22 protein-coding genes are annotated in these 23,521 nt (G+C 42.5%); 12 read left to right on the top strand and 10 right to left on the bottom strand.

Going from position 1 to position 23,521, the window contains the following annotated elements; translation table 11 throughout:
• Positions 1–98: 98 nt before the first annotated feature.
• A complete protein-coding gene (locus HC733_RS13415) occupies positions 99–1,229 on the bottom strand; it encodes a TolB family protein (RefSeq protein ID WP_190365556.1) in 1,131 nt (376 codons plus the stop codon).
• 47 nt (positions 1,230–1,276) lie between these two features.
• Positions 1,277–2,293: an S-methyl-5-thioribose-1-phosphate isomerase gene (gene mtnA / locus HC733_RS13420; protein WP_190365557.1), complete on the bottom strand. Its 1,017-nt coding sequence runs from the start codon at positions 2,291–2,293 to the stop codon at positions 1,277–1,279.
• A 120-nt stretch (positions 2,294–2,413) separates the two neighbouring features.
• Here mtnA and mtnK point away from each other — a divergent pair, with 120 nt between their 5' ends.
• Positions 2,414–3,616, top strand: coding sequence for an S-methyl-5-thioribose kinase (gene mtnK / locus HC733_RS13425; protein ID WP_190365558.1), 1,203 nt, complete (start codon positions 2,414–2,416; stop codon positions 3,614–3,616).
• Between the two features lie 106 nt (positions 3,617–3,722).
• Here mtnK and HC733_RS13430 read toward each other — a convergent pair whose 3' ends face one another.
• Positions 3,723–5,393 (bottom strand): DUF885 domain-containing protein, encoded by a 1,671-nt coding sequence (locus HC733_RS13430; RefSeq protein WP_190365603.1) that lies wholly within the window; start codon positions 5,391–5,393, stop codon positions 3,723–3,725.
• A gap of 392 nt (positions 5,394–5,785) precedes the next feature.
• On the opposite strand from HC733_RS13430, the gene HC733_RS13435 reads away from it, so the two are divergent.
• The 11 genes from HC733_RS13435 (at position 5,786) to hemB (ending at position 15,192) form a co-directional block, all read left to right on the top strand.
• Positions 5,786–6,787 (top strand): GGDEF domain-containing protein, encoded by a 1,002-nt coding sequence (locus tag HC733_RS13435; RefSeq protein WP_238937546.1) that lies wholly within the window; start codon positions 5,786–5,788, stop codon positions 6,785–6,787.
• A 111-nt stretch (positions 6,788–6,898) separates the two neighbouring features.
• Positions 6,899–7,654 carry a bifunctional demethylmenaquinone methyltransferase/2-methoxy-6-polyprenyl-1,4-benzoquinol methylase UbiE gene (ubiE, locus tag HC733_RS13440; protein ID WP_190365559.1) on the top strand — a complete coding sequence of 252 codons (756 nt, stop codon included), beginning with the start codon at positions 6,899–6,901 and terminating at the stop codon, positions 7,652–7,654.
• Positions 7,655–7,662: 8 nt separating this feature from the next.
• Positions 7,663–8,265 (top strand): ubiquinone biosynthesis accessory factor UbiJ, encoded by a 603-nt coding sequence (locus tag HC733_RS13445; protein ID WP_190365560.1) that lies wholly within the window; start codon positions 7,663–7,665, stop codon positions 8,263–8,265.
• A gap of 10 nt (positions 8,266–8,275) precedes the next feature.
• Positions 8,276–9,880: a ubiquinone biosynthesis regulatory protein kinase UbiB gene (gene ubiB, locus HC733_RS13450; protein WP_190365561.1), complete on the top strand. Its 1,605-nt coding sequence runs from the start codon at positions 8,276–8,278 to the stop codon at positions 9,878–9,880.
• 62 nt (positions 9,881–9,942) lie between these two features.
• Complete coding sequence (tatA, locus tag HC733_RS13455; RefSeq protein WP_190365562.1) at positions 9,943–10,176, top strand: Sec-independent protein translocase subunit TatA; 234 nt, start codon at positions 9,943–9,945, stop codon at positions 10,174–10,176.
• 3 nt (positions 10,177–10,179) lie between these two features.
• Positions 10,180–10,488, top strand: a complete 309-nt coding sequence (gene tatB, locus HC733_RS13460) for a Sec-independent protein translocase protein TatB (protein WP_190365563.1) — start codon at positions 10,180–10,182, stop codon at positions 10,486–10,488.
• 33 nt (positions 10,489–10,521) lie between these two features.
• On the top strand, positions 10,522–11,265 hold the full coding sequence (gene tatC / locus HC733_RS13465; protein WP_190365564.1) for a twin-arginine translocase subunit TatC: 744 nt from the start codon (positions 10,522–10,524) through the stop codon (positions 11,263–11,265).
• The gene (locus HC733_RS13470) at positions 11,262–11,543 is read left to right on the top strand and encodes a hypothetical protein (protein WP_190365565.1); all 282 of its coding nucleotides are present in this window, start codon (positions 11,262–11,264) and stop codon (positions 11,541–11,543) included. Before tatC ends, HC733_RS13470 begins: the two co-directional genes overlap by 4 nt.
• A complete protein-coding gene (locus tag HC733_RS13475) occupies positions 11,543–12,334 on the top strand; it encodes a TatD family hydrolase (protein WP_190365566.1) in 792 nt (263 codons plus the stop codon). Before HC733_RS13470 ends, HC733_RS13475 begins: the two co-directional genes overlap by 1 nt.
• Positions 12,331–14,166 (top strand): diguanylate cyclase, encoded by a 1,836-nt coding sequence (locus tag HC733_RS13480; RefSeq protein WP_190365567.1) that lies wholly within the window; start codon positions 12,331–12,333, stop codon positions 14,164–14,166. The genes HC733_RS13475 and HC733_RS13480 overlap by 4 nt, the downstream gene beginning before the upstream one ends.
• 15 nt (positions 14,167–14,181) lie before the next feature.
• The gene (gene hemB / locus HC733_RS13485) at positions 14,182–15,192 is read left to right on the top strand and encodes a porphobilinogen synthase (protein ID WP_190365568.1); all 1,011 of its coding nucleotides are present in this window, start codon (positions 14,182–14,184) and stop codon (positions 15,190–15,192) included.
• Positions 15,193–15,253: 61 nt separating this feature from the next.
• On the opposite strand, the gene HC733_RS13490 is transcribed toward hemB, so the two are convergent.
• From HC733_RS13490 to HC733_RS13520, 7 genes are all read right to left on the bottom strand, one after another.
• Positions 15,254–15,649 carry a hypothetical protein gene (locus HC733_RS13490; protein WP_190365569.1) on the bottom strand — a complete coding sequence of 132 codons (396 nt, stop codon included), beginning with the start codon at positions 15,647–15,649 and terminating at the stop codon, positions 15,254–15,256.
• Positions 15,650–15,831: 182 nt separating this feature from the next.
• Positions 15,832–17,919, bottom strand: a complete 2,088-nt coding sequence (gene fusA, locus HC733_RS13495; RefSeq protein WP_190365570.1) for an elongation factor G — start codon at positions 17,917–17,919, stop codon at positions 15,832–15,834.
• Between the two features lie 235 nt (positions 17,920–18,154).
• A complete protein-coding gene (locus HC733_RS13500) occupies positions 18,155–19,456 on the bottom strand; it encodes a GntP family permease (RefSeq protein WP_190365571.1) in 1,302 nt (433 codons plus the stop codon).
• A gap of 97 nt (positions 19,457–19,553) precedes the next feature.
• Positions 19,554–20,249 carry a LytR/AlgR family response regulator transcription factor gene (locus HC733_RS13505; RefSeq protein ID WP_190365572.1) on the bottom strand — a complete coding sequence of 232 codons (696 nt, stop codon included), beginning with the start codon at positions 20,247–20,249 and terminating at the stop codon, positions 19,554–19,556.
• Positions 20,246–21,286, bottom strand: a complete 1,041-nt coding sequence (locus HC733_RS13510; RefSeq protein ID WP_190365573.1) for a sensor histidine kinase — start codon at positions 21,284–21,286, stop codon at positions 20,246–20,248. The genes HC733_RS13505 and HC733_RS13510 overlap by 4 nt, the downstream gene beginning before the upstream one ends.
• Positions 21,283–22,224 (bottom strand): serine hydrolase, encoded by a 942-nt coding sequence (locus tag HC733_RS13515; RefSeq protein ID WP_190365574.1) that lies wholly within the window; start codon positions 22,222–22,224, stop codon positions 21,283–21,285. Before HC733_RS13515 ends, HC733_RS13510 begins: the two co-directional genes overlap by 4 nt.
• A gap of 17 nt (positions 22,225–22,241) precedes the next feature.
• Positions 22,242–22,883 carry a hypothetical protein gene (locus HC733_RS13520; protein WP_190365575.1) on the bottom strand — a complete coding sequence of 214 codons (642 nt, stop codon included), beginning with the start codon at positions 22,881–22,883 and terminating at the stop codon, positions 22,242–22,244.
• Between the last annotated feature and the right edge of the window lie 638 nt (positions 22,884–23,521).

Below are 23,521 nucleotides of genomic sequence, written 5' to 3' on the forward strand. Positions count from 1 at the left end.
TGCTTTAATTTGCTCTAATGATGTTGTGGTATTCATTGATCACACCTTAGTTGTTTAGGTTGCAATCAAGTATGCCGGATGGTTTTTACTTATTTGCGCTATCTTGCCGTAAGGTCACATAGATAGTATTGCCCCGGATTGGTATCACTCCATGCATACACGACACTCTTCTTGCCATCAATGCTGGAGCTAACAAGGTGGACCTGCGAGTTAGGTAACGAAGCCAGTAGAGATTTGAGCTTAACGCTATTTTTTGCATCAGAGTCGATAAACGCATAGCTAGGAAATCCAGGCTCTAACTCGACGGCATAGATTTCCTTACTATGAATATCAACCCAGACATTGCTTGGTGATACCACATCATCTTGAAATATCTTTGTGGTTTTACCAGTTTTTAAATCAAGCTTATAAATCCCTTTCGGCTTGCTGTTTTCGCTAGCGCTGATGATTACTTCTTTGCCAGAAGCGCTAAAACTAATTGGCACAATGTTGCGCAAGGCACCATTTTCAAGCTTGAGTGGTTGCCATGGCCCTCCCTCAGGTGAGCGAGCATAGAATTCATAATCAAGGCCATTTTCGGTGGATGATACAACACGCACATTGCCTTGACGATCAGTCAAAAAACGACCATTTTTATGCGGTGAACCCGCAACATGTTTACGATATCCAGTATTAACATTCACCTCATAAACAACCGTTTTTGGCTCTCTGACATTACTCCATGGATAGGTAACGATAAGAATGTGATCTTCATCGTGCTCTAATGGGTCCAATATGAATGAGGTGCCATACAAAGGCGTCGCTTTACGCACCGCCGAACCTGTTTGCATCTCTCCTTGATAGCCAACAACATAGCGTTTTTTGCTCCCATCAGCATCCATAGCGAATAGTTCACCGTAATATTTAGGGTGAGACTTCCAGCCTCTTATATACTGTTTTTCCATCACCAAACGGTCATCGCCTGACCATTCATAGCGACCGACTTGAGCGTTGTCACTAAAGTTTACACCACTGATAATTTTGTTCTTTTTAATATCAAATACATAGAGGTTATTTTTCCCATCTACTTTCGATATAAAAGCCAGATATTTTCCATTTGGCGATATTGTTACATTGCGATACGCAAAGTCTTTACTGAAATGTTCAACAGGAATAAGCGATGACGCTTGCGCCACATTTAGCCCGCTCCATAGCGCTATAGCAAAACATATTTTTATTAGTTGATTCATGTCTTCCCTTTCAAAATGCAGAGTGATTTGTCCGTGATATTGTACCTTTATTTAAACACACCACCTAATACATCTTGTTGTGAATAAACTCCACTATTTAACACCCAACCTGTGACAAGCATCGCAGGTGTAACATCAAATGCGGGGTTGTATACCTTGGCATTATCTGGCGCCCATTGGCACTGACCAAAACTACCACTGACACCTGTCACCTCTAGCGGATTGCGCTGTTCAATCGGAATTGCATCGCCATTTGGGCAAGCACTATCAAGGGTGGTCTCTGGCGCTACTACATAAAAAGGAATGCCATGATGTTTGGCTAACACGGCTAGATTGTAAGTGCCCACTTTGTTGGCAAAATCACCATTGGCAGCAATCCTATCTGCGCCCACAAAAATTTTATCCACTTGCTTTGCGGACATCAGGCTTGCTGCCATATTGTCGCATATCAACGTATAGGGCACTTGCCATTGTGACAACTCGAACGCAGTGAGCCTGCCGCCTTGCAGCAAAGGTCTGGTTTCATCCACCCAAACATGTATATCGGCCAATGTTTGATGCGCTTTGTAAATAACCCCCAGTGCAGTACCAATACCCGCTGTCGCAAGCGCGCCAGTATTACAATGCGTAAGTATATTATCTCCTGCATTCACTAATTGTGCGCCCAACGTGGCCATTTGCTCACACAAGGCTACGTCTTCAAAAAATAGCTGCTCCGCGGTTTGAACCAACTGATTAACGTGGTCATCATGTGCCAATGCTTCGCGCATTTTGGCCATACAATGCATTAAATTAACCGCTGTGGGACGTGTTGCTTCTAAGTCATCAATGGCTTGCGCTAATTGCGCTTTGCTCTGCGCTTGTAATGCCAAATGAGCCACCAATAGCGTTGCCGCAAGACCAATCAAAGGCGCTCCACGCACTCTTAAAGACACGATATATGACTGCATTTGTTCTACGCTTTCGCATAAAAGCCAATGCTGCTCATGGGGCAGTAAATACTGATCTAACACCCACAACTGGTTGTCTGTATATTTCAAACTACGTGCAATTAAGGTCTGCATAATGATTCTCTACTCTAAATTCAACGGTGCTATTTTACAGCAGCAGAAAAAGAAGTATAGACATCTAAACATTTAAAAGCTTAGAATGCTGCAATTAGTTTCGTTAATCTATGGCTTCTTATGACTAACTACACCACTTTGGACAATGCTCAAGCACTTGAGTATGTAAAAACTCAAACACAGCTTTTTAGCGATGATGCAAACCTGACTTGCTACGAGTTTGGCGATGGCAATCTAAATTTGGTTTTTCGTGTAGCTGATCAACACCACAACAGCGTGATTTTGAAACAAGCACTGCCCTACGCGCGATGTGTTGGAGAGTCGTGGCCATTAACATTAGACAGAGCAAGAATCGAAGCAAGTGTACTCACAAAACATGGCGCGATATACCCAGACACAACCGTTAAGGTGTTGCACCAAAATAACGAGTTAGCCGTGACAATTTTGGAAGATTTGGGTCATATGCAGATCCTTAGAAGCCAACTTTGCGAAGGCAAAACGTTTGATCATCTCGCATCAAATATTGCCCATTACCTTGCTCATACCAGCTTTTTTACCAGTGATTTCTATTTAGACGCACAACAAAAAAAAGCACTTGTGCAAGAGTTTACAAATCCTGAACTATGCGCCATCACTGAGGATTTATTCTTCGATGACCCATATCGAGTCTGCGAAAGAAATAACTTTCCACACGCTTTAAATGCGCAAGTCACTAAACTGCAGCAAAATAATGCTCTAAAGCTGGCTGTCGCACAGTTGAAAAGTAAATTTTTAAGCGCTCCGCAGGCATTGCTGCACGGCGATATTCATACGGGTAGTATTTTTGTAGATGAAAACGATGCCAAAGTCATCGATCCAGAGTTTGGCTTTTTCGGACCAATTGGCTTTGATTTAGGCTCTTTTATTGGCAATTTACTGCTTAACTATTGCGCACAAAACGCTCGCGCGAAAACGTTGCCACAGCGCAGAGATATACATACCTACCTACTTACGTGCATACAAACATGCGCGAGTGAATTTGAGCGAGCATGGCTGGCTTTGGCCCAAACACACACTAAAGACTTATCTTTCAAAACAACGGGTTATGCTGATTTTTTTGTGGAACAAGTGCTGCGAGACGCATTTGGCTTTTGCGGTACTGAGTTAATACGCCGCACCATAGGGCTTGCCCATGTTGCTGATATTGATGGCATCGAAGATGAGCAGGCAAGACTCAATGCACAGTCTCAAGCATTGCAGCTTGGCGAACAACTTATATTACAAGCGCCACATTGCAAATCAAAAGAAGACTTGTCGCAATTATTGATAAGCCTCCTACTGTAAAAAAACAAAAAGCAGCCGATGCTGCTTTTTGTGCTTTTCAAATTATTTTACCTGCCACACGTTCATGCCTGCAGTAAATAACAGGCTTGAACTAAGCCATCCACGATTAGTTACTCGCTAGAGTTTGTTGGATGTATTGCTCTATCTGCGCTTCGAGTAAAAACAGCGGCACAGAGCCATGACGTAGCACCTGGTGGTGAAACTCTCTTAAATCAAACTTGTCGCCTAACTGCTGCTCTGCTTTGGCACGTAAACGTTTAATCGTAAGCTCACCTATTTTGTATGACAGCGCCTGTGCAGGCCAAGAAATATAACGGTCGGTTTCTGTTCTAACATTGTGTAACGATAAAGCTGTGTTGTTTTTCATAAAGTCCATAGCCTGCTCTCGGGTCCAACCAAACATATGCATGCCTGTATCTACCACCAAGCGAACAGCACGCCACATTTCATAAGTTAAACGGCCAAAGTTACTATAAGGGTCTTGATAAAAGCCAACTTCCAGCCCTAAATATTCAGAATAAAGCCCCCATCCTTCACCGAATGCAGAGATATAACTGTTACGTCGATAATCGGGTAAGTGATCCATTTCTTCATTTAGCGCAATCTGCAAGTGGTGTCCAGGAACAGCTTCGTGCAAAGTCAGCGCTTCTAAAACATAGAGCGGACGTTTGTCTAACGCGTAGGTATTTACCCAGTAATACCCAGCTTCTAAGTCATTGCTTGCTCCTAAGTAACGCCCGGTTGTGTATTTTGGCGCGATGCTTTGTGGCACAGGTGCAACACCATAGGGGCGTCTTGGTAAGGTATGAAATAACTGTGGTAACTTCGCGTCTATACGCTTGGCAATGTAAGCGGCTTCTTTGAGTAATTGTTCTGGTGTTTTAGCGTAAAATTGTGGATCAGTTCTTAAAAAATTCACAAATTCGGCAAAAGAACCTTTAAAGCCAACTTGCTCAATAACGGCTTCCATTTCTTTGCGAATGCGCGCAACTTCTTTTAAACCCAACTCGTGGATTTGTTTAGGTGACATGTCTGTCGTTGTATAATGCTGCGCCCTATTTGCATAGTAAGCCTGGCCATTTGGGGTATCACGCAGCGCAATGCTTTGACGAGCATTTGGCTGATATTGCTCAGTAAAAAATTCTAAGTAGGCACTATAAGCAGGCATCACCTTGTTGCTTAACACTGATTTTGCGCGCGCCTGCAATGCGGCAAATTCAGTATCAGACAACTTTGCGGTGTTGCTTTTAAATGGCGCATAAAACACTGATTGAGTCACATCTTCATGAATAAAGCCAGCTATGGACTTTTCATAGCCTTTGAGCACAACCTGTGGCTGTGTGTGGCCAGTTTCAATACCCACACGCATCCAGTGCATATTCTGCTCAAAGAAGCGAGGCACTTGCTCCAAGCGCTTTAAATAAACTTCAAAGCCACTGGCTTTTGTAAAGTCACTATAACCAACAATATAAGTGAGTTCTGAGTGAAACCCACCCTCCGAAGTCAACGGTATATAGTGCTTTTTAAAGCGATATTCATCCACTTTATTTTGGATCTGTGAGCGTAGTATCGTGTGGTTAATTTGGTTGTCTCTGCTGAGCTTTGGAAACTCCACCTCGTCCAAACGCTTGAGCAAATTTAAGCGTGCTTGATATTGCTCTTCTAAATATTCAGCACTTAAATTGGGCAGGTAATAGGTCGCATCTAATGTATTAACTTTAGATGGATCCGCTTTTTTTAGGAATTGCTGAACTTGCTGTTCAACTTGAGTAAACATATCGTTACTAGATTTGGGTGTTGTCTGACAGCCCAACAAGGACAGACTACAAATGACAACGCCTGCCGATAACGCAAAAATTTTAATCACTTTTATATCCTAGATTTTGGATTTTTTTCGACTGTAGCTGAGTAAATACAGACACTGCAACTAAAAGAGTTCAATCCCAGAAATTGCAATACGTTTAATTTGCAGGCAAACTACGAAAAATTGATGATAAAAAAAGCGAACAGTCGCATAAATTTAACTTTTCTATTTCAAATGCGGCCGTTTTGATTTTAAATACAGATTGCACTAGGTGCTTGAATAAATATGATAGTAGTGAGACCCAACCCATAACTAAAGGGGAAGTCACTGACTCGAAGTAGCGTTTTATTATTGCGGTAAACAAAATGATATTCCATGACTCCATGGCTAATGCACAAGAAAAAATGACACAGGTTTGCCTGTTTTTAGAGCAGTACCATTTGCCGCCAACGCCGATGAACTATCACGTGGCATATACTTATATAAGTAAATGTGAAGCCGCACTCAATAAAGCGATAAACGATGCTATTAACGACAAGCGAAAAATAGATAGCATGTTTGTGGAACACCTGTACTTTGAACACCTTAATAAAGGCCACAAAACAGAGACTGAACTACTGAATAATGTAGATGGTGTATTAGCAAACTTATCAAAAACAACCAACGAATCACAAAAACAACTGGCAAGCTTTGCACAAAAAGTCACCTCTTGTGTGCAAGACCTAGATGAAAATAACATCGCGAAAAGCAAAAGAGCAATGCAGCAGCTTGGCCAATCAGCCGATGCATTACTGAATCAGCACCAAATGTTCAAAGCGCAAATCAAAAAAATGCGTCTGATGCACATGAAGTCACAGAAACAGCTGCAACATCTACGTAAGCAACACATTATTGACCCACAAACAGGTCTGTATAAACGTCACTTTTTAAACCAACAAACACAAGCTTGGTTAGCCAAAGATAAGTCTATTTGCGCAATAGCCATCCAAATAACGAATCTACAAGACTTTACCCAAGAATATGGTGATGTTGTTGGGGAAGTTATCGTTAATAGAGTGGCCAAAAAAGTACAAAAATATGTTTTTGAAAGTGGCTTGCCTGGACGCACACGAGAGCAAGAGTTTACCGTTTTACTCGCCGACATTGAGCCAAGCACCGCAAACGTTATTGCGGAAAAGATCAGAAACGGCGTTGAAAAACTAAAATTCGTGAGTTCCAAAAGCCATGTTGAGTTACCCCGCATACAACTCTCTTTAGGCATAACGAAAAGGCACCAAGAACAAAGCTTTGACGAATTAGCACATAAAGCTCATCTCGCCGCCCACAAAGCATATTTGTCAGGGCAAAGTTGTTTTACTTGCGCTTAACGCTAAAACGGCGCCAAATTTAACAAATTCTGCTGCGATAAATTGCACCTCAGTCACGCAATCAAGTACACTATGAACAACTTAGCGTAACGGCCAGAGCAGAGAAGCACCATGAAAGAGTCGCAACAACAAACAACAGATTTTGGTTATAAAACAGTCGCCCGCGAAGAAAAAGCATCAATGGTTGCCGATGTATTTCATTCCGTCGCTGCCAAATACGACATCATGAATGACTTAATGTCATTTGGTATTCATCGTTTATGGAAGCGCCAAGCTATCGCTTGCTCAGGGGTACGCAAAGGTCATCGTGTACTTGATTTAGCTGGTGGAACAGGTGACTTAACCGCCAAATTTAGTCAACTGGTTGGCGATACTGGTCAGGTGATCCTAGGTGATATCAACGACTCAATGCTCAAAGTAGGCCGTGATAAATTGCGTGACTTAGGATTGGTAAGCAATATTGAGTACGTGCAAATGAATGCCGAAGCACTACCATTTCCAGATAACAGCATTGATGTGATCACCATTGCATTCGGTTTACGTAATGTCACAGACAAAGATGCTGCACTGCGCTCAATGTATCGTATTCTTAAACCCGGTGGTCGTTTGTTGATCTTAGAATTTTCAAAAACCGACAGCGAAGCGTTATCTAAAATTTATGACTTTTATTCGTTTAACCTGCTGCCGACCATGGGCAAGCTCGTCGCGAATGATAGCGAGTCATATCGCTATTTGGCTGAGTCTATCCGAATGCATCCAGACCAAGAAACGTTAAAAAGTATGATGGAAGACGCCGGCTTTGAGCAAGCCAGCTACCAAAACATGACCGGTGGTATTGTTGCGCTGCATCGCGGTTTTAAATATTAGAGGATAGCATGTTAAAAACTTTGCTAGTCGCTGCAGCTGAGCGTGTACTCAACACAACCCTTGAGTTAGACCCAAGTTTTGCGACATCACTTGAGAAAGTACAACATCAGGTTTTAGCGATTGAAATACGCGACTGGCAACACACTTTTGCGCTCACCTATACTGGCAAAAGTTTTATGCTGTTCAACAACTATCAAGAGCTGGCAGACTGTCACATCAGTGCCAGCATTGCGACCTTGTCACAACTTAAAGACCCAAGTGTGCTAACACGCTTAATTCGTCAAGAAGAATTAGACTTGCAGGGCAATCTAAATGTGGCACAGGCATATAGCCAAAGCTTTTCTAACTTGGATATTGATTGGCCTGAGCAATTATCTCGATATTTGGGTGATGCCGGCGCTCAACAACTTGCGCAACATGTCAAATCTGTTCGTTCACGCTCACAACAACTAAGCAAAATACTTAAAAGTACCACCACCGAGCTACTGCAAGATGAACTAAAAGTCGCCATTCATCCACTTGAAATGACACAATTTAAAGCGCATACACGTGAGCTTAAACAACGCACAGCGCAATTAGAACAACGCATTAATCAACTACTCACTCGTTAAGGAAACCAGTTTGGCAATTGCTCGCTTATATCAGATAACAAACACCTTACTCAGTTTTGGGCTTGATGAGTTTATTCCTGCAAAAAAGCGACCTTGGTTTGCTCGCGTGGCCAGAAGCAGTCTGTTTTGGATGAGCAATAAACATGCAGATAAACCGATTGGTGTTAGGCTGCGTTTAGCGCTACAAACGTTAGGGCCAGTATGGGTTAAGTTTGGACAAATGCTCTCTACACGCAGAGATCTATTGCCACTAGAAGTCGCTGAGGAGCTAGCATTATTACAAGACAAGGTAGCGCCTTTTGATGGCGCTCAAGCTCAAAAGCTAATAGAAAATGCGTTACAGATTAAAGATATAAATGAGCTGTTTAGTGAGTTTGAACAAACGCCACTTGCGTCTGCATCAATTGCTCAGGTCCATACAGCGACGTTAGTGGACAAAGGGCAAGAAAAAGAAGTGGTCATTAAGGTGATCCGCCCTGACATTGAGCAACAGATCAGTGCAGATTTAGCCTTAATGGCGCAATTTGCTCGATTAATCGTTCGATTATTTAAGTCAAGTCGTCGTTTGCGCCCTGTTGAAGTAGTTAAAGAGTACAAAAAGACTTTGCTGGATGAGCTCGACCTAATGCGAGAAGCTGCCAATGCCATTCAGCTAAAGCGTAATTTCACAGACTCAGAATCTTTATATATCCCCGAAGTGTTTAGTGACTATTCGCGCACCAATGTGCTTGTAATGGAACGCATTTATGGGATCCCCGTTTCAGATACCGATGCACTACTTGAGCAAGGGACCAACATGAAACTCCTTGCAGAAAGAGGCGTGGAAGTATTTTTCACTCAAGTGTTCAGAGACAGCTTTTTCCATGCTGATATGCATCCAGGGAATATTTTTGTATCACGTAATACACCGCACAACCCGCAATACATAGGCATAGACTGCGGTATTGTTGGCACATTAAATAAAGAAGATAAGCGTTATCTAGCAGAAAACTTCATCGCCTTTTTCAATCGTGATTATCGCCAAGTTGCTCAGTTACATGTCGACTCTGGCTGGGTGCCGGCCGATACATGTGTTGAAGAGTTTGAGTTCGCAATACGTACTGTGTGTGAACCTATTTTTAATAAGCCGCTCGCTGAAATATCGTTTGGTCATGTTTTGGTCAATCTATTCAATACCGCTAGACGCTTCAATATGGAAGTACAGCCTCAGCTGGTATTACTGCAAAAAACGCTGCTCTATGTTGAGGGTCTCGGTCGTCAACTTTACCCTCAGCTAGACTTATGGCAAACCGCTAAACCATTTCTAGAAAAATGGGTAAAAGAGCAAGTAGGCCCTTGGTCTGTACTGAAGCAACTGTATGCTAATCTGCCGTTTTGGGCCGAAAAAATGCCAGAAATGCCCGACCTTATTTATCAAAATCTCAAGCGAAGTAATCGGCAGTTGACCAATGTCAAAGAAAAGAGTGATGCCAAACCCATACTATTAGGTATGCTAGCCTGTACTTCACTTATTTGTGCCAGCTTGAGTTATTTGGCACATGAGTGGCTAGTAAGCGGCTTGACATTATCTGCAAGTGCCGTCTTATTTATAAGTGCGTGGCGCAAAATAGGGTGATATTTTGCGCACTGGGCGTATAATCACGACAAGTTAAGTTTTTTATCACAAACGGAGTCATCATGGGTTTAGGTGGGATCAGTATTTGGCAGTTATTAATCATCCTCGCCATCATTGTTTTGTTGTTTGGAACAAAAAAACTGCGTGGCATTGGTAGTGACTTAGGTGGTGCTGTTAAAGGATTTAAAAAAGCGATGTCTGATGAAGATAAGGCATCTGCTCAGCTAATGGAGCAAAAGCAACAAGAAAAAGAAAACACTGCCGAACAAGAGAAAAAAGACAAAGATAAGGTATAACTCATGGGCATGTGGGAACTGGTGGTAGTCCTCATCGTAGGCTTAATAGTCTTAGGTCCAGAGCGTTTACCGGTTGCAATCCGTACCGTCAGTCGCTGGATAAGTACCATCAAGTCTGTTGCAAACTCGGTCAAAGCAGAAGTCAGTGAAGAGTTACGAGTTCACGAGCTACATACCAATTTAAAAAAGGCTGAACAGCAAAACATGCAAGATTTACCTGATGATATTAAACAATCGGTAAATGAGCTGCAAAAAGCCGCTGAGTCAGTAAAGCATAGTTATAAGAACACGTCAGACGTCAAAAAAGACTAAATAACCAAGTAATAAAGAAGTAAAGAGCAACTTATGTCACAAACCCAACACAGCGGTTTTATCGGCCATTTAATTGAGCTTCGAAATCGGGTTATGAAAGCGCTATTGAGTGTGTTGTTGATTTTTATTGCGCTGGTATATTTTGCCAACGACATATACGGCTATGTTGCAGCACCTCTAATTGCAACTCTGCCTGAGCATAGCACTATGATAGCCACCGATGTGACTGCACCCTTTTTTGCTCCTTTTAAGCTCACATTGTTTGTTGCACTGTTTGCTGCCATTCCAATAATACTGCATCAAATTTGGAGCTTTATCGCCCCCGGCCTGTATCAACATGAAAAGCGTATGCTTATCCCAGTGTTACTTTCAAGCGTGGTGCTTTTTTATTCCGGTATTGCTTTTTGTTATTTTGTTGTACTGCCCATCGTGCTGGGCTTTTTTACCAGTGTTGGGCCACAAATGATGACCATTTCTCCTGATATTAGCAGTTATTTGAGTTTTGCCTTAAAGCTGTTTTTTGCATTTGGAGTCGCATTTGAAATCCCTGTCGCTATTATGTTGTTGTGCTGGAGCGGTGCGACATCGGTTACAAGCCTCAAAGAAAAGCGCCCTTATATGGTAGTGGGTGCATTCGTGGTTGCCATGTTTTTAACACCACCCGATGTGCTCTCTCAGACCCTGCTAGCGATACCTATGCTATTGCTCTTTGAACTGGGTTTATTACTTGCGAAGTTTTACGCCAAAGGCTCTGCACAAAGGGAGTCCGAACAATGAAAATCATAGCGCTTTTAAGTGCACTTTTTGCCAGTGCAACGGTGTTTGCGCAACCTGTAGACTCACAATTCAACGCCTTTGTTATCGAAGTAAAGAAATCCCCCTTGGGTACTCGGTTATTTAAGATTGATAATGGCCAGTCATGGAAACAGCTAGGCAACGGCGCTTTTTACGCTAAAAAAGGCGATAGAATAGAGATCAAACGCGGTGCTTTAGATTCATTTTTTATGACTAAATATGGTTCAAACCGTAGCATCAGAGTCAAGCGAGTGGACTAATGACCACACGTTATATCGATGCTGGAGTAAACCTCACAAGTTCACAATTCGATGAGATTCGTGACGAAGTGGTTTTGCGCGCTCAACAAGTCGGTGTCGATAACATGCTACTGATTGGTAGCGATGTAGAAGATTCAACCCACAGCCTGCAGCTTGCCTGCCATTATGGCTTTGTATGCACAGCTGGCATTCACCCTCATAATGCCAAAGACGCATCAAGTGATTATTTGACACACCTATGTCAGTTACTTAGCCAGCCTGAAGTCGTTGCTGTAGGTGAATGTGGTCTGGATTTTAATCGCGATTTTTCGCCAAGATCTCAGCAAATAAACGTTTTATCTGAGCAACTGAGTCTTGCACAACAATTGGGGATGCCCGTTTATTTACATGAGCGAGATGCCTTCGAAAGCATGAGTACGGTACTCGAACAGATGAACGTTCATGGCGTACTACACTGTTTTACTGGCGACAAAACCGCCCTAGAGTTCTATTTAAACTACGGTTTGATGATTGGTATCACGGGCTGGGTATGCGATGAGCGCCGAGGTGCGCAGCTTCAGCAACTTGTTCCTCTAATACCAGATGACAAATTGCTTATCGAAACAGATGCCCCCTATCTATTACCTCGCACCTTAAAACCGAAACCTAAATCACGCCGTAATGAGCCTGCATTTGTTATCGAAGTGGTGCGCCAAATAGCCCAATTAAGAGGGCAAAGTATTGAGCATGTCGCGCAAATTAGCCATGACAACTTTAATCGCCTATTCATGGCTGAGGGTGAGTTGCCGTGATTCGCCTACTCGCTGTTTTATTATGCATACTGGTCACATTTGCAACTGATGCATTTGAGATTGAGCAAGGCTTTAGCAAACGCTCAGCGTTGCCGTTTTCTTATGTGCAAAATAATAGTGAAACCCTTGAACAGCTCAAAAGTAGCGAACTTGATTGGCAACACGTTGATAATGGTTTTTTGCACCTCAAGCAAGACTTGAAAATAATTTGGCTAAAAGTTGTTTTAAATAATCAAGCCAGACAAGACCTGCCATTACTGCTGAGTGTGAACAATAATCAACTAGATAAAATCACAGCGTTTATTCCCAAGCAAAATCGCTCTATTTTGGTTGCGCTTGCTAGTGAGTACCAAAAAAATGCGCAGCTGCCAATTTCTCATCAAGTTCAATTGGTGCCAATTAAATTACCAGCCCATGAAAGCTCCACAATCTACATTAAAGTTGAAAATAGCGGTCAAACCTACTTACCGCTGAGCTTATGGCACCCCATTGAATATCTAAAATATACCAGCAAATTCAACTTACTCTACGGGATGTTGGCGGGCTTCATTGTTGCTATGGTTTTGACCAATTTTTCACTGTATTCCTTTACCCATAAGCAATATTTTTTATTTGGCGGTTTAGCCATCGCAATTATTTGGCTGCTCAATGTACATTTATATGGCTTTAGTCATCGCTACCTCTATAGTAACTGGCTGTGGCTTCAGCAATATGGGCAAGCACTGTTCATGTTTATTTCGACTTGGCTATTTATACCTATCTTAAAAGCGACATTGGTCCCCACAAGTGCGCTACGCACACAACGCATACTCAGCACGATGTTAAAAGTGGGCTTGGTGTTTACCGTTTTACTCCCTTTAGCGCCATATCGCACTGCCTTGTTAGTCGCGTTTTTCTTAAGCTTTTTAGCCACCCTCACATATTTAATTTTTGCTGCGATAGCTTACAGGCGCTCTGCGCCATTTAATAAAGCGTATTTGCTTATGTTTAGCACGCTGTTACTCGTATTGGGCTATCAAAGTGCTTTCGAGTTGGGGCTGCTTTCAAGCCCAGTTTTGGATAGACCTCTAACCTATCTGTGTTACTTATTAATTAGTATGACCTTAAGTTACGCCTTAGCGCGCCAATATATTAAAGACCGCGATAACAAAATAAAGCACCAGCAAGCGCGACTAGCACAAACAAGAGCCGAAGATGCGCTATTAAAAGAGCGGTTGCATATCCAAGAACAAGCGCAGGAAAAGTTGGAATCAAGTATTGATGAACGTACCTTTGAGCTTGAAGTGACGCTCAGAGAGCTACAAGAAAAGAATCGTGAATTAGAAAAGCTTAACATGGAAGATGCACTTACCAAAGTAAAAAACCGCCGCTATTTTGATAAACGCATTATGATGGAAGTGCGGCGCTCTCGCCGAGAACAAACAACGCTCAGCGTGGTCATGTTAGACATCGATCACTTCAAAAAAATTAATGATACCTATGGTCATGTAGTTGGCGATCAGGCTATTTGCGCCGTTGCAAAAATAGTAGAGCAGCACCTTAAACGGCCTTTGGATGAAGTATTTAGATATGGTGGTGAAGAATTTGTACTATTACTACCAAATACACAACAACACGGTGCTCTGGAACTTGCCGAACAAATACGACAAAGTATATCTGCAACAAATTTTGACTTTGGTGTGACACACCTAAAAGTGACGCTCAGTGCCGGGGTATACAGTGCTATTGCTAGTGACAGTAAAAACCCTACCCTATTTACAAACTTAGCCGACAAAGCCCTGTATCAAGCAAAACAGCAGGGTAGAAATCGAGTATTAGCGTACGAATTATAATTTTAGGAGACTATAGTGGCTCAATCAGGATTAGATTTATTTCCTTATACACGTATGCGTCGCATGCGCAGAGATGACTTTTCAAGACGCTTAATGAGTGAACATCAATTATCGGTTAACGATTTGATTTTCCCAGTATTTGTCTTAGAGGGTAAAAATCGCCGTGAAGCGATTGAGTCAATGCCGGGTATCGAGCGTTTATCGATTGATTTATTAGTTGAAGAAGCTGGCGAGCTTGTCGCTTTGGGTATACCTGCTGTTGCTATATTTCCGGTAACGCCTGCAGATAAAAAATCGCTCCATGCAGAGGAAGCTTATAATCCAGAAGGCCTTGCTCAGCGCACCGTACAAGCATTAAAAGCTGCATTTCCGCAACTCGGCGTTATCACAGATGTCGCATTGGATCCATTTACGGTACATGGTCAAGATGGCATCATTGATGACAATGGCTATGTGATCAACGATGTCACTACCGAAGTATTAATCAAACAAGCATTGTCACACGCACAAGCGGGCGCTGACATTGTTGCGCCTTCTGATATGATGGATGGTCGCATTGGAGCCATTCGCGAGGCATTGGAAGCAGAAGGTCATATTCACACTCGTATCATGGCCTATTCGGCTAAGTATGCATCAAGCTATTATGGACCATTTCGTGATGCGGTCGGCTCAGCTGGAAACCTAAAGGGTGCAGATAAGAAAACCTATCAAATGGACCCTGCAAACTCTGACGAAGCGTTGCGAGAGGTCGCACTGGATTTACAAGAAGGTGCAGATATGGTGATGGTTAAACCTGGTATGCCTTATTTAGACATCGTGCGTCGCGTAAAAGATGAGTTTGGTGTACCCACTTTTGCGTATCAAGTCAGTGGGGAGTATGCCATGCATCGCGCAGCAATCGACAATGGCTGGCTGGCAGAAAAGCCGTGCATCATGGAGTCGTTATTAGCGTTTAAGCGTGCCGGCGCGGATGGTATTTTGACCTACTTTGCCAAACAAGCTGCAATCTGGCTAAACGAAAAATAAATAGCTTTAGAGTCTGCTGGGCTTAGCTAATCCACAAAAAATGCGCCACTTGGCGCATTTGTTATTTGCTTGCTAAAAGCTGTTCAGCTCTGACAAAACCCGCATCGCTGAGTGTCCAGCTGTAAAAAGACTTCACGCCACCACTGTGTAACTCTATCTGCAACACAGTGAGCAGAAAAAATCGCTTACGCTGCATATGTTTAATATCTTCGGATAGAATATAATGCGTGCCAAACCCTAAAGAGTAGCTAATACCCGCTCTATCAATGTGCACAAAGCGCTTATCAAGTATCGCTAACATTATTGGTATAATACTCGCGGCTAGCAATACATAACATAACACAGATAGAGCCATAGCTGCGGACTCGAACATTGGCTTTAAACTAAATAAGCTCACACACAGCAATAAGAATAACCCATATAGTAGCCAATTTACTGATAAATCAACGGTTCTCACTGCGAGTCTCCAAAAGTTCAATATGCCCAGCGCATTTAATTTTATTTCTTGAGATGCAATAATAAACAGTCGAAGTACCCAAATCAAGTCCTAATAAATCAAAATTAAGTACTTTTTTATTAGACATAAAAAAACCGCTTGATTGCCAAGCGGTTTTTAAAGATTTGGAAGCTAACTAAAAATTATTTAGCCGCTTTTTTCTCTTTTTCTGCAGCAATGACTGTCTCAGCAACGTTTTGCGGACATGGTGAGTAGTGCGAGAACTCCATAGAGAACTGACCACGACCAGAAGTCATTGTACGTAATTGACCGATGTAACCAAACATTTCAGAAAGAGGTACGTCACCCTTGATGCGAACGCCAGTTAGGCCAGCTTCTTGGTCTTTGATCATACCACGACGACGGTTAAGGTCACCAATTACGTCACCCACGTGGTCTTCAGGAGTGAACACGTCAACTTTCATGATTGGCTCAAGCAGTTGTGGTGCTGCTTTAGGAATCGACTGACGGAATGCACCTTTCGCTGCGATTTCAAACGCGATTGCTGATGAGTCAACTGCGTGGAAACCACCGTCGAATAGCTCAACTTCTACGTCTAATACAGGGAAGCCAGCAAGTACACCAGTTTCCATCATTGACTTGAAGCCTTTCTCAACTGCAGGCCAGAATTCCTTAGGAACGTTACCGCCAACAACTGTAGACTTGAACGTGAAGCCTGAACCAACTTCGCCGGGCTTGATGCGGTAATCGATCTTACCGAACTGACCAGAACCACCTGATTGCTTCTTGTGCGTGTAGCTATCTTCAACCAATTGCGTAATAGTTTCACGGTAAGCAACCTGAGGTTGACCAACAATTAGGTCTACACCGTAAGTACGCTTAAGGATGTCTACCTTAATGTCTAGGTGTAATTCACCCATACCTTTAAGGATAGTTTCACCTGAGTCTTCGTCAGTTTCAACTTGGAATGACGGATCTTCTGCAACCATCTTACCGATAGCGATACCCATCTTCTCGTTACCGCCTTTATCTTTAGGCTGTACCGCGATTGAGATTACCGGCTCAGGGAAGATCATCGCTTCAAGTGTACATTCGTGCTTAGGATCACAAAGTGTGTGACCTGTTTGTACGTTCTTCATACCAACAACCGCGATGATGTCACCCGCTTGCGCTTCAGAAATCTCGTTACGATCGTTCGCTTGCATCTCAACCATACGGCCGATACGCTCAGTTTTACCTGTTGCAGAGTTAAGGATTGTGTCACCTTTTTTCATGCGGCCAGAGTAAATACGGATGAAAGTAAGAGCACCGAAACGGTCATCCATGATCTTGAACGCAAGTGCTTTTAGCGGCTGATCAGCATCAACAGTTGCTACTTCGCCAGTAGGTTCACCTGTTTCAGGATCTGTTAGCGGTTGAGGGTCAACTTCAGTTGGAGCAGGTAGATAATCTACAACTGCGTCAAGTACTAGTTGAACACCTTTGTTTTTGAACGCTGAACCACAGAAAGTTGGGAAGAACGCCATTGTGCGAGTACCTTTACGGATACAACGCTTGATATCTTCAATAGAAGGGATTTCACCTTCCATGTACGCTTCCATTAGCTCGTCGTCTTGCTCTACTGCACTTTCGATAAGCATTTCATGGTATTCTTCAACTTGGTCTACCATGTCAGCTGGAACATCTTTGATTTCGTAGTTTTCAGGAAGACCTGAGTCATCCCATACGTATGCTTTCTTAGTTAGTACGTCTACAACACCACAGAACTCGTCTTCGATACCAATTGGTAACGTCATAACAAGTGGGTTAGCAGCAAGTACTTTTTTAACTTGTCCTACTACGCGGAAGAAATCAGCACCCATACGGTCTAATTTGTTTACGAAGATAACACGTGCAACTTCTGATTCGTTCGCATAACGCCAGTTAGTTTCTGATTGTGGCTCTACACCACCTGAACCACAGAATACACCGATACCACCGTCAAGAACTTTTAATGAACGGTATACTTCAACTGTGAAGTCAACGTGTCCTGGGGTGTCGATCACGTTTAAGCGGTGACCTTTCCACTCACACGTTACAGCAGCTGACTGGATTGTGATACCACGCTCAGCTTCTTGTTCCATGAAGTCAGTAGTAGACTCACCGTCGTGTACCTCACCGGTTTTGTGAATCTTACCTGTAAGCTTTAGGATACGCTCAGTGGTGGTAGTTTTACCCGCATCAACGTGCGCGAAAATACCAATGTTTCTGTACTTCGATAAATCTGCCATTGTTTTGCTCTATTTAAAGTAGAAAAATTATTCGGCGGGAGTATATCACCTCTTATTACGAACATCATCCTTGATATCGCTTAAAATGCGCACAATTTGCGAAAAAGTTTTTATTCGTGGCGATAAGTAATCATCAACAGGGCTACAATCTGCTTGTCATTTAGCTAAATGTCTCTGACATGGCTAGAACTTTATTGAATTTGCATGATCATAGCCTATTTAATGCACAAATTACTTAAAAGAGTATAAATAGCCCCAAAATAAGCGCTAATCCTAATAAAGGCACAACCACAGTCAGCATTGCCAGTGGCCAATAAGCGGCTTGGTGTGTTTCTTTACAGATTGCTCTGACGGTTGTTACCACATAGCCGTTATGTGGCAATGTATCTATCGCCCCAGAACTAATGGCAACAACACGATGAAGCTCTGAGTTGTTGACGCCAAGGTCGAGGTAATGTGGTGCAACTAATGGCAAAGCAATGGCTTGTCCGCCCGATGCAGAACCAGTTAAGCCCGCAATCACACTCACCGCTATCGCCGCACCTAATAGTTCGTTGCCAGGTATTTGCGTCATTAACGCTACCGCTTCTTGAAAAGCGGGAGTGACTTTAGCAACCGCGCCAAACCCAACTACAGCAGCCGTATTACCAATAGCGACTAGAGCCCCTGTTGTACCTAAGTTAATGGCTTGCTGCACATTCACAAAATACTTGAAGTTGAGCAATAAAATACTCAAAACACCACCGAGTAAAGCCACTATTAGTGCGCTTTGTTGAAGCGCTTCATGTAACGTAAATGACAAAGCGAGCACCACAATTAAAGGGATAAGACCGGTGATAGGGTGTGGTAAACGCCTAGCTGATTGTACGGGGTCGTCATCGCGTGCAGCAAACACTTCACCATTTTGCTGTGCTTTTTTAATCATACGAATCAACAAGAAATAACCCAAAGTCGCCATAAACACAGCGACTATAAGACTTTCCTGCCATGCAGCATAAGGCGAAGTACCTAAATATTTAATGGGTATCCAATTTTGAATTTCAGGTGAACCCGCAGAGGTCATCGTAAAGGTCACGGAACCAAACGCCAGTGTTGCAGGAATAAAGCGTCTTGGTAGGTTAGCATCTTTGAATAAACTCAATGCCATCGGAAAGACCGAGAAAGCCACTATAAATACACTCACCCCACCATAGGTCAGCAGCGCACAGGCAAGCACCACCGCCAATACTGCGTATTTCATACCCAACTTTCCTACAATGTAGTGCGCCACCGCATCTGCCGCCCCAGTATCTTCCATAAATTTGCCAAACAGAGAGCCAAGCAAAAACATAAAAAACCAAGCTTGAATAAAGCCACTGAAGCCACTCATATAACTACTAATAAAGTCCACTTCAGACCCTGCAGGAAACAGCCTGATATTACTACTCATTGCCACCAGCAATGCACACAATGGTGCGCAAAGAAACAGGTTCATTCCACGCAGCGTCAAGAAAATTAGCAGCGCTAACGCACCGACAAGTCCAAACATACTAAGCATTAAAGTCCCTTGTTTTTATTATTTTTCAGAACAACATGACTTTAGCATTGAACAAAAACGCATCGGGTTCAAGAGGGAAAACTCTGATTTATCTCACTTATAAACGCCACTTTTGTTTGAACAGGGCTGTTTGCTTGCGTGACAGCAGCACTTTAATCTGATTATTTAAGGTGACTTCTAAAGAACCACCTACTTCCAATTCAACCGTTTTTATTTGATTAACATTGATGATCCAGCTTCGCCCAGCTCTAAAAAAATCATCACTGGGTAGTCGGCTTTCAATATGTGACATAGTTCGGTAAACACTCACTTTGTTGCTAGATAAATGTATTTGTGTGTAATTACCCATCGCTTCAAAAGCAAACACTTCATCCAAAGCAATAAAAAAGCACTTATTGGCATCTTTAATAAAGAACTTGCTACACAATGACAGAGGTTTTGCCGCTTTTTGCTGATACTTTTCAAGTGCCGCTTTTATGCGCTCGTTGGTCACTGGCTTTAACAGGTAATCAAGCGCATTGACCTCAAATGATTGCAACGCAAACTCATCATATGCCGTAACAAATATCACACTTGGTACGTAATCCAATTGCGCAAGTAGGTCAAAGCCGCTGCCATCAGGCATGTTAATATCTAAAAATATGAGTTCAGGCTGTAAACGCTCTATTTTTTCTAGTGCGTCGGCTACATCGGCAGCTTCAGCCACAATGTCTTGTTCGCCAAGCTCAGCCAGTTGCGCTTTTAGCTCAACACGAGCTAAACGGCTATCGTCAATGAGCATTATTTTGGTCATGCATATTCCTTGGGTAAAGATATATTCGCCAACATGCTTGTGCCCTGTTGCGTCAATACCATACTTGCTTTGCCTTGATAAAGCAGCCTGAGTCGATTTTGAATATTTTTTGTACCAATCCCTAAACTAGGCCGCCTAGAGCGCTGACTTATATAGGGGTTAGAAATTTGTATTTCGAGATTTTCGCCATTTATGCGCACGACAACAGCAACCTCTCCCCCCTCTACACTCGGCGCTATACCGTGTTTCACCGCATTTTCTAAACACATCTGTAGCATCAATTTAGGGACCAAGCACGCCAACGATTGCTCATCGACCTCGAATTTATAGGACAGCCTGGACTCTAAACCGAACTGACACAACGCAAGGTAATTTCGAGCGCACTCTAGCTCACTAGCAAGTGCCACTTTGTCATCCTCTAGTGGTTGTAAACTGTAGCGAAGTATATCTGATAATTGAGCTAACCCTTTTCTAGCCTGTTGCGGCTGCTCTAGGATCAATGCTCTCAAGTCATTAATCGCATTGAATAAAAAATGCGGATTAAGCTGATTGTTTAATAGCTGTAGTTGACTTGTTTGCAATAAGCTTCTTGCCTCATGGAGCTGCCTTACTTTGGTAAGTGTTAGGTAACACGTCGTCCACAATAAACTCAGCCCGAGCATGTTAAAGGCATTACTGACAAATACTTTCTCAATAACAAATTCCCATTGCGAACGAGGTATAGGGTAAGACCAGCCCAAATGCGCGAACAAGAATATAGCGACTATCAGCAGCACGGTGGAGAGCGTCGTCATTACCAGCACTGCGCAAACAAAATAGCAGATCTGCTGCCAAGTTGGTCGGTAGGCAAAGTAACTTTTAAAAACTATTCGAATCAAGTGACTTAATAAAGCTGCACTTGCAAGCAGCACGGCACTGTAGCCATACTCGAGCGTAGAAGCGAACGGGTTGCGCGCTATCATGTAGCTAAAAATTAAATAAGCCCCAATCCATCCTGATAATTGACACAGTAAATACTGTTTTCGCCTGTCGTTCATTGCAGGTCCACTTGATTAAAAAGTAACTGCCCAATTTGAGTGACATTAACTACGCCACCAGCGAGTACAATGACCGCTTGTTTTTTATTAGGACTAAATATCACCATGGCACAGTAACCATCTGTTTTTCCATTATGCCAATACACATGTTCAGATTGACGCATCCAACCATAACTCATTTGTTCATTTAAGGGAGCCAACGTCGCAATCATTTGCTTGTGTAGCTGAGGATTCGTGTGCTCAAAATGCCAATAGCTCATGACCCACTGCTGCATATCATGTAAAGATGAAACAACCGCTCCGGCTCCCGCTAAACTATCAAACTGCCAAGGCGTAACCGTTTTTCCATAGTAATCCACCGCTCCCACAAGGTTAATCTCTTTACGCTGTTTATTAGTACTAAGTGCTAATACCGTATCGGGCATGTTTAGTGGTTTAAACAAGTGTTTGTTTAAAATTACCTCAAGAGATGAGTCCATTTGTTCAGTCAATAAATAGCCCAAAACTCCATAGCCATAGTTAGAATATTCAAACGTTTGCGTCTCGCTAACGGGCTTCTTCAGTGAAGAGATAAGTTGCTGGGTATCATATCGAGCATAAGGGTTATTTATATCCATTGGCGATAAGTTATTAGGTAAGCGTGGTAACCCAGATGTGTGGGTGAGTAACTGCCGCAAAGTGTACTGATGATGAGAAAACGCTTTATCCTTTGCAAGCACTGATATTGGCATAGATAATTGCCACTGCTGTGAGCGCACCAGATCGCTGACAACTTTTGCAACCATAGGTTTAGTTAACGAGCCGACCTCAAAAAGCGCATGCTCGTTAACTTTGTCACCAAAAAAGTAATGTCTCGACTGACCATTGTTAATAATCGCAATAGCGGCATTAATCCCCTTAAAATGCTCTCCTAGCAATTGCTCTACACTATCATTCACATCGTCAAAAGACGCCTTTAGTTGAGTGTTTTTTTTAATGATAATGGCATTGCAAACCCTTGAGTGAAAGTGCCGCTGTATTCCCCTTCTTTAATCACTCCTTGATAAAGCGCGTTGATCATATTCGACTCAAAACTTAGCTCGTTTGCATTTATCGAAAATTGACTAAGAGGAATCGCAAAGCTTTGCTGTGCTGGGCTATCTAATGTTGCATGAAACCCGTCTTGGAGCACAGCAACCTGCAACTCTAAGGGGAGTTTTTTACCATTAATATCCAGCGCGCCTGCATAGGTCCCTTCAAGCTGTAATCGCGGCTTGGCATCTGTCCCAAGTAAAGCGAAAGTCAACGGTCTCGCCTTTCCTTGTATAAAGGTGCCAACCAGCTCGCCATCAACAAACTGTCCTTCATAGCTGGCATTAAGCTTAGTATCAGAAAAACTCACCGCTTTATCAGACACCAAAAATTCACTCGGCGTATACTCAAACATTTTTTGATTAGGGCTATCAAGCGTAAGACTTTTTGTTTTCGTGTCAATGTTAATCCCAACCACCAAAGATAACTGCTTTGATACCTCTAGTTTACCTCGCCATTGCTCAATTTTTGCCTGTGTTGGTATTGCGCATAAGAATATCAAAGTACATAAAATTTTTATCGTCATTGTCCGTCTCCTAAAAAGTTACAAATACCGTAGCAGATCTCATCGGTGTGTTGCTCAATTTATGACAAGTGAGTGCTTTTTCTTTTTAAATTGCACTAAAAATAAGATGAGCACCATTTCTTTATTGCAATGCATGCAAATGAAAATAAATCTCATTTAACTGTTGACACATTAAAAGATCTAATTGATAATCAATCTCAACAAAGAGAGATTGACGGCTCACTTTGTTGGATAATTCATATTGTTTCTCGACCCTGAAACAGACGTGTGGCGCACGCAAACAGCCACAGGTTGAACGTGTTTGTAGCAACGCCCCTTGATACAAACGCTTTCAACCAACTCACTATTTTACTTGCTACATTGCTCATATCGGTGACGGTAGATATGACACTAAAAAGCCCCTTGTGGGCTTTTTTTATGCCCCTTACTTTTTCTCACTCTTCCCTAAAAATTAAATGATAATTAATATCATTTGGGTGTTGACAGTTTTGAAGATCTAATTGATAATCAATCTCAACAAAATGCACTGACGCGAATTTTGTTACTCTAATTGTTGATAACCTTGTTCTACGTTTGGCATACGTTAACTGCCAGGTTCAGGTAATTATTTACACTGTAACCACTCACTATTTTACTTG

The sequence above is a fragment of the Pseudoalteromonas sp. S16_S37 genome, assembly GCF_014694405.1.
In the GTDB taxonomy this organism is placed as follows: Bacteria; Pseudomonadota; Gammaproteobacteria; order Enterobacterales; family Alteromonadaceae; genus Pseudoalteromonas.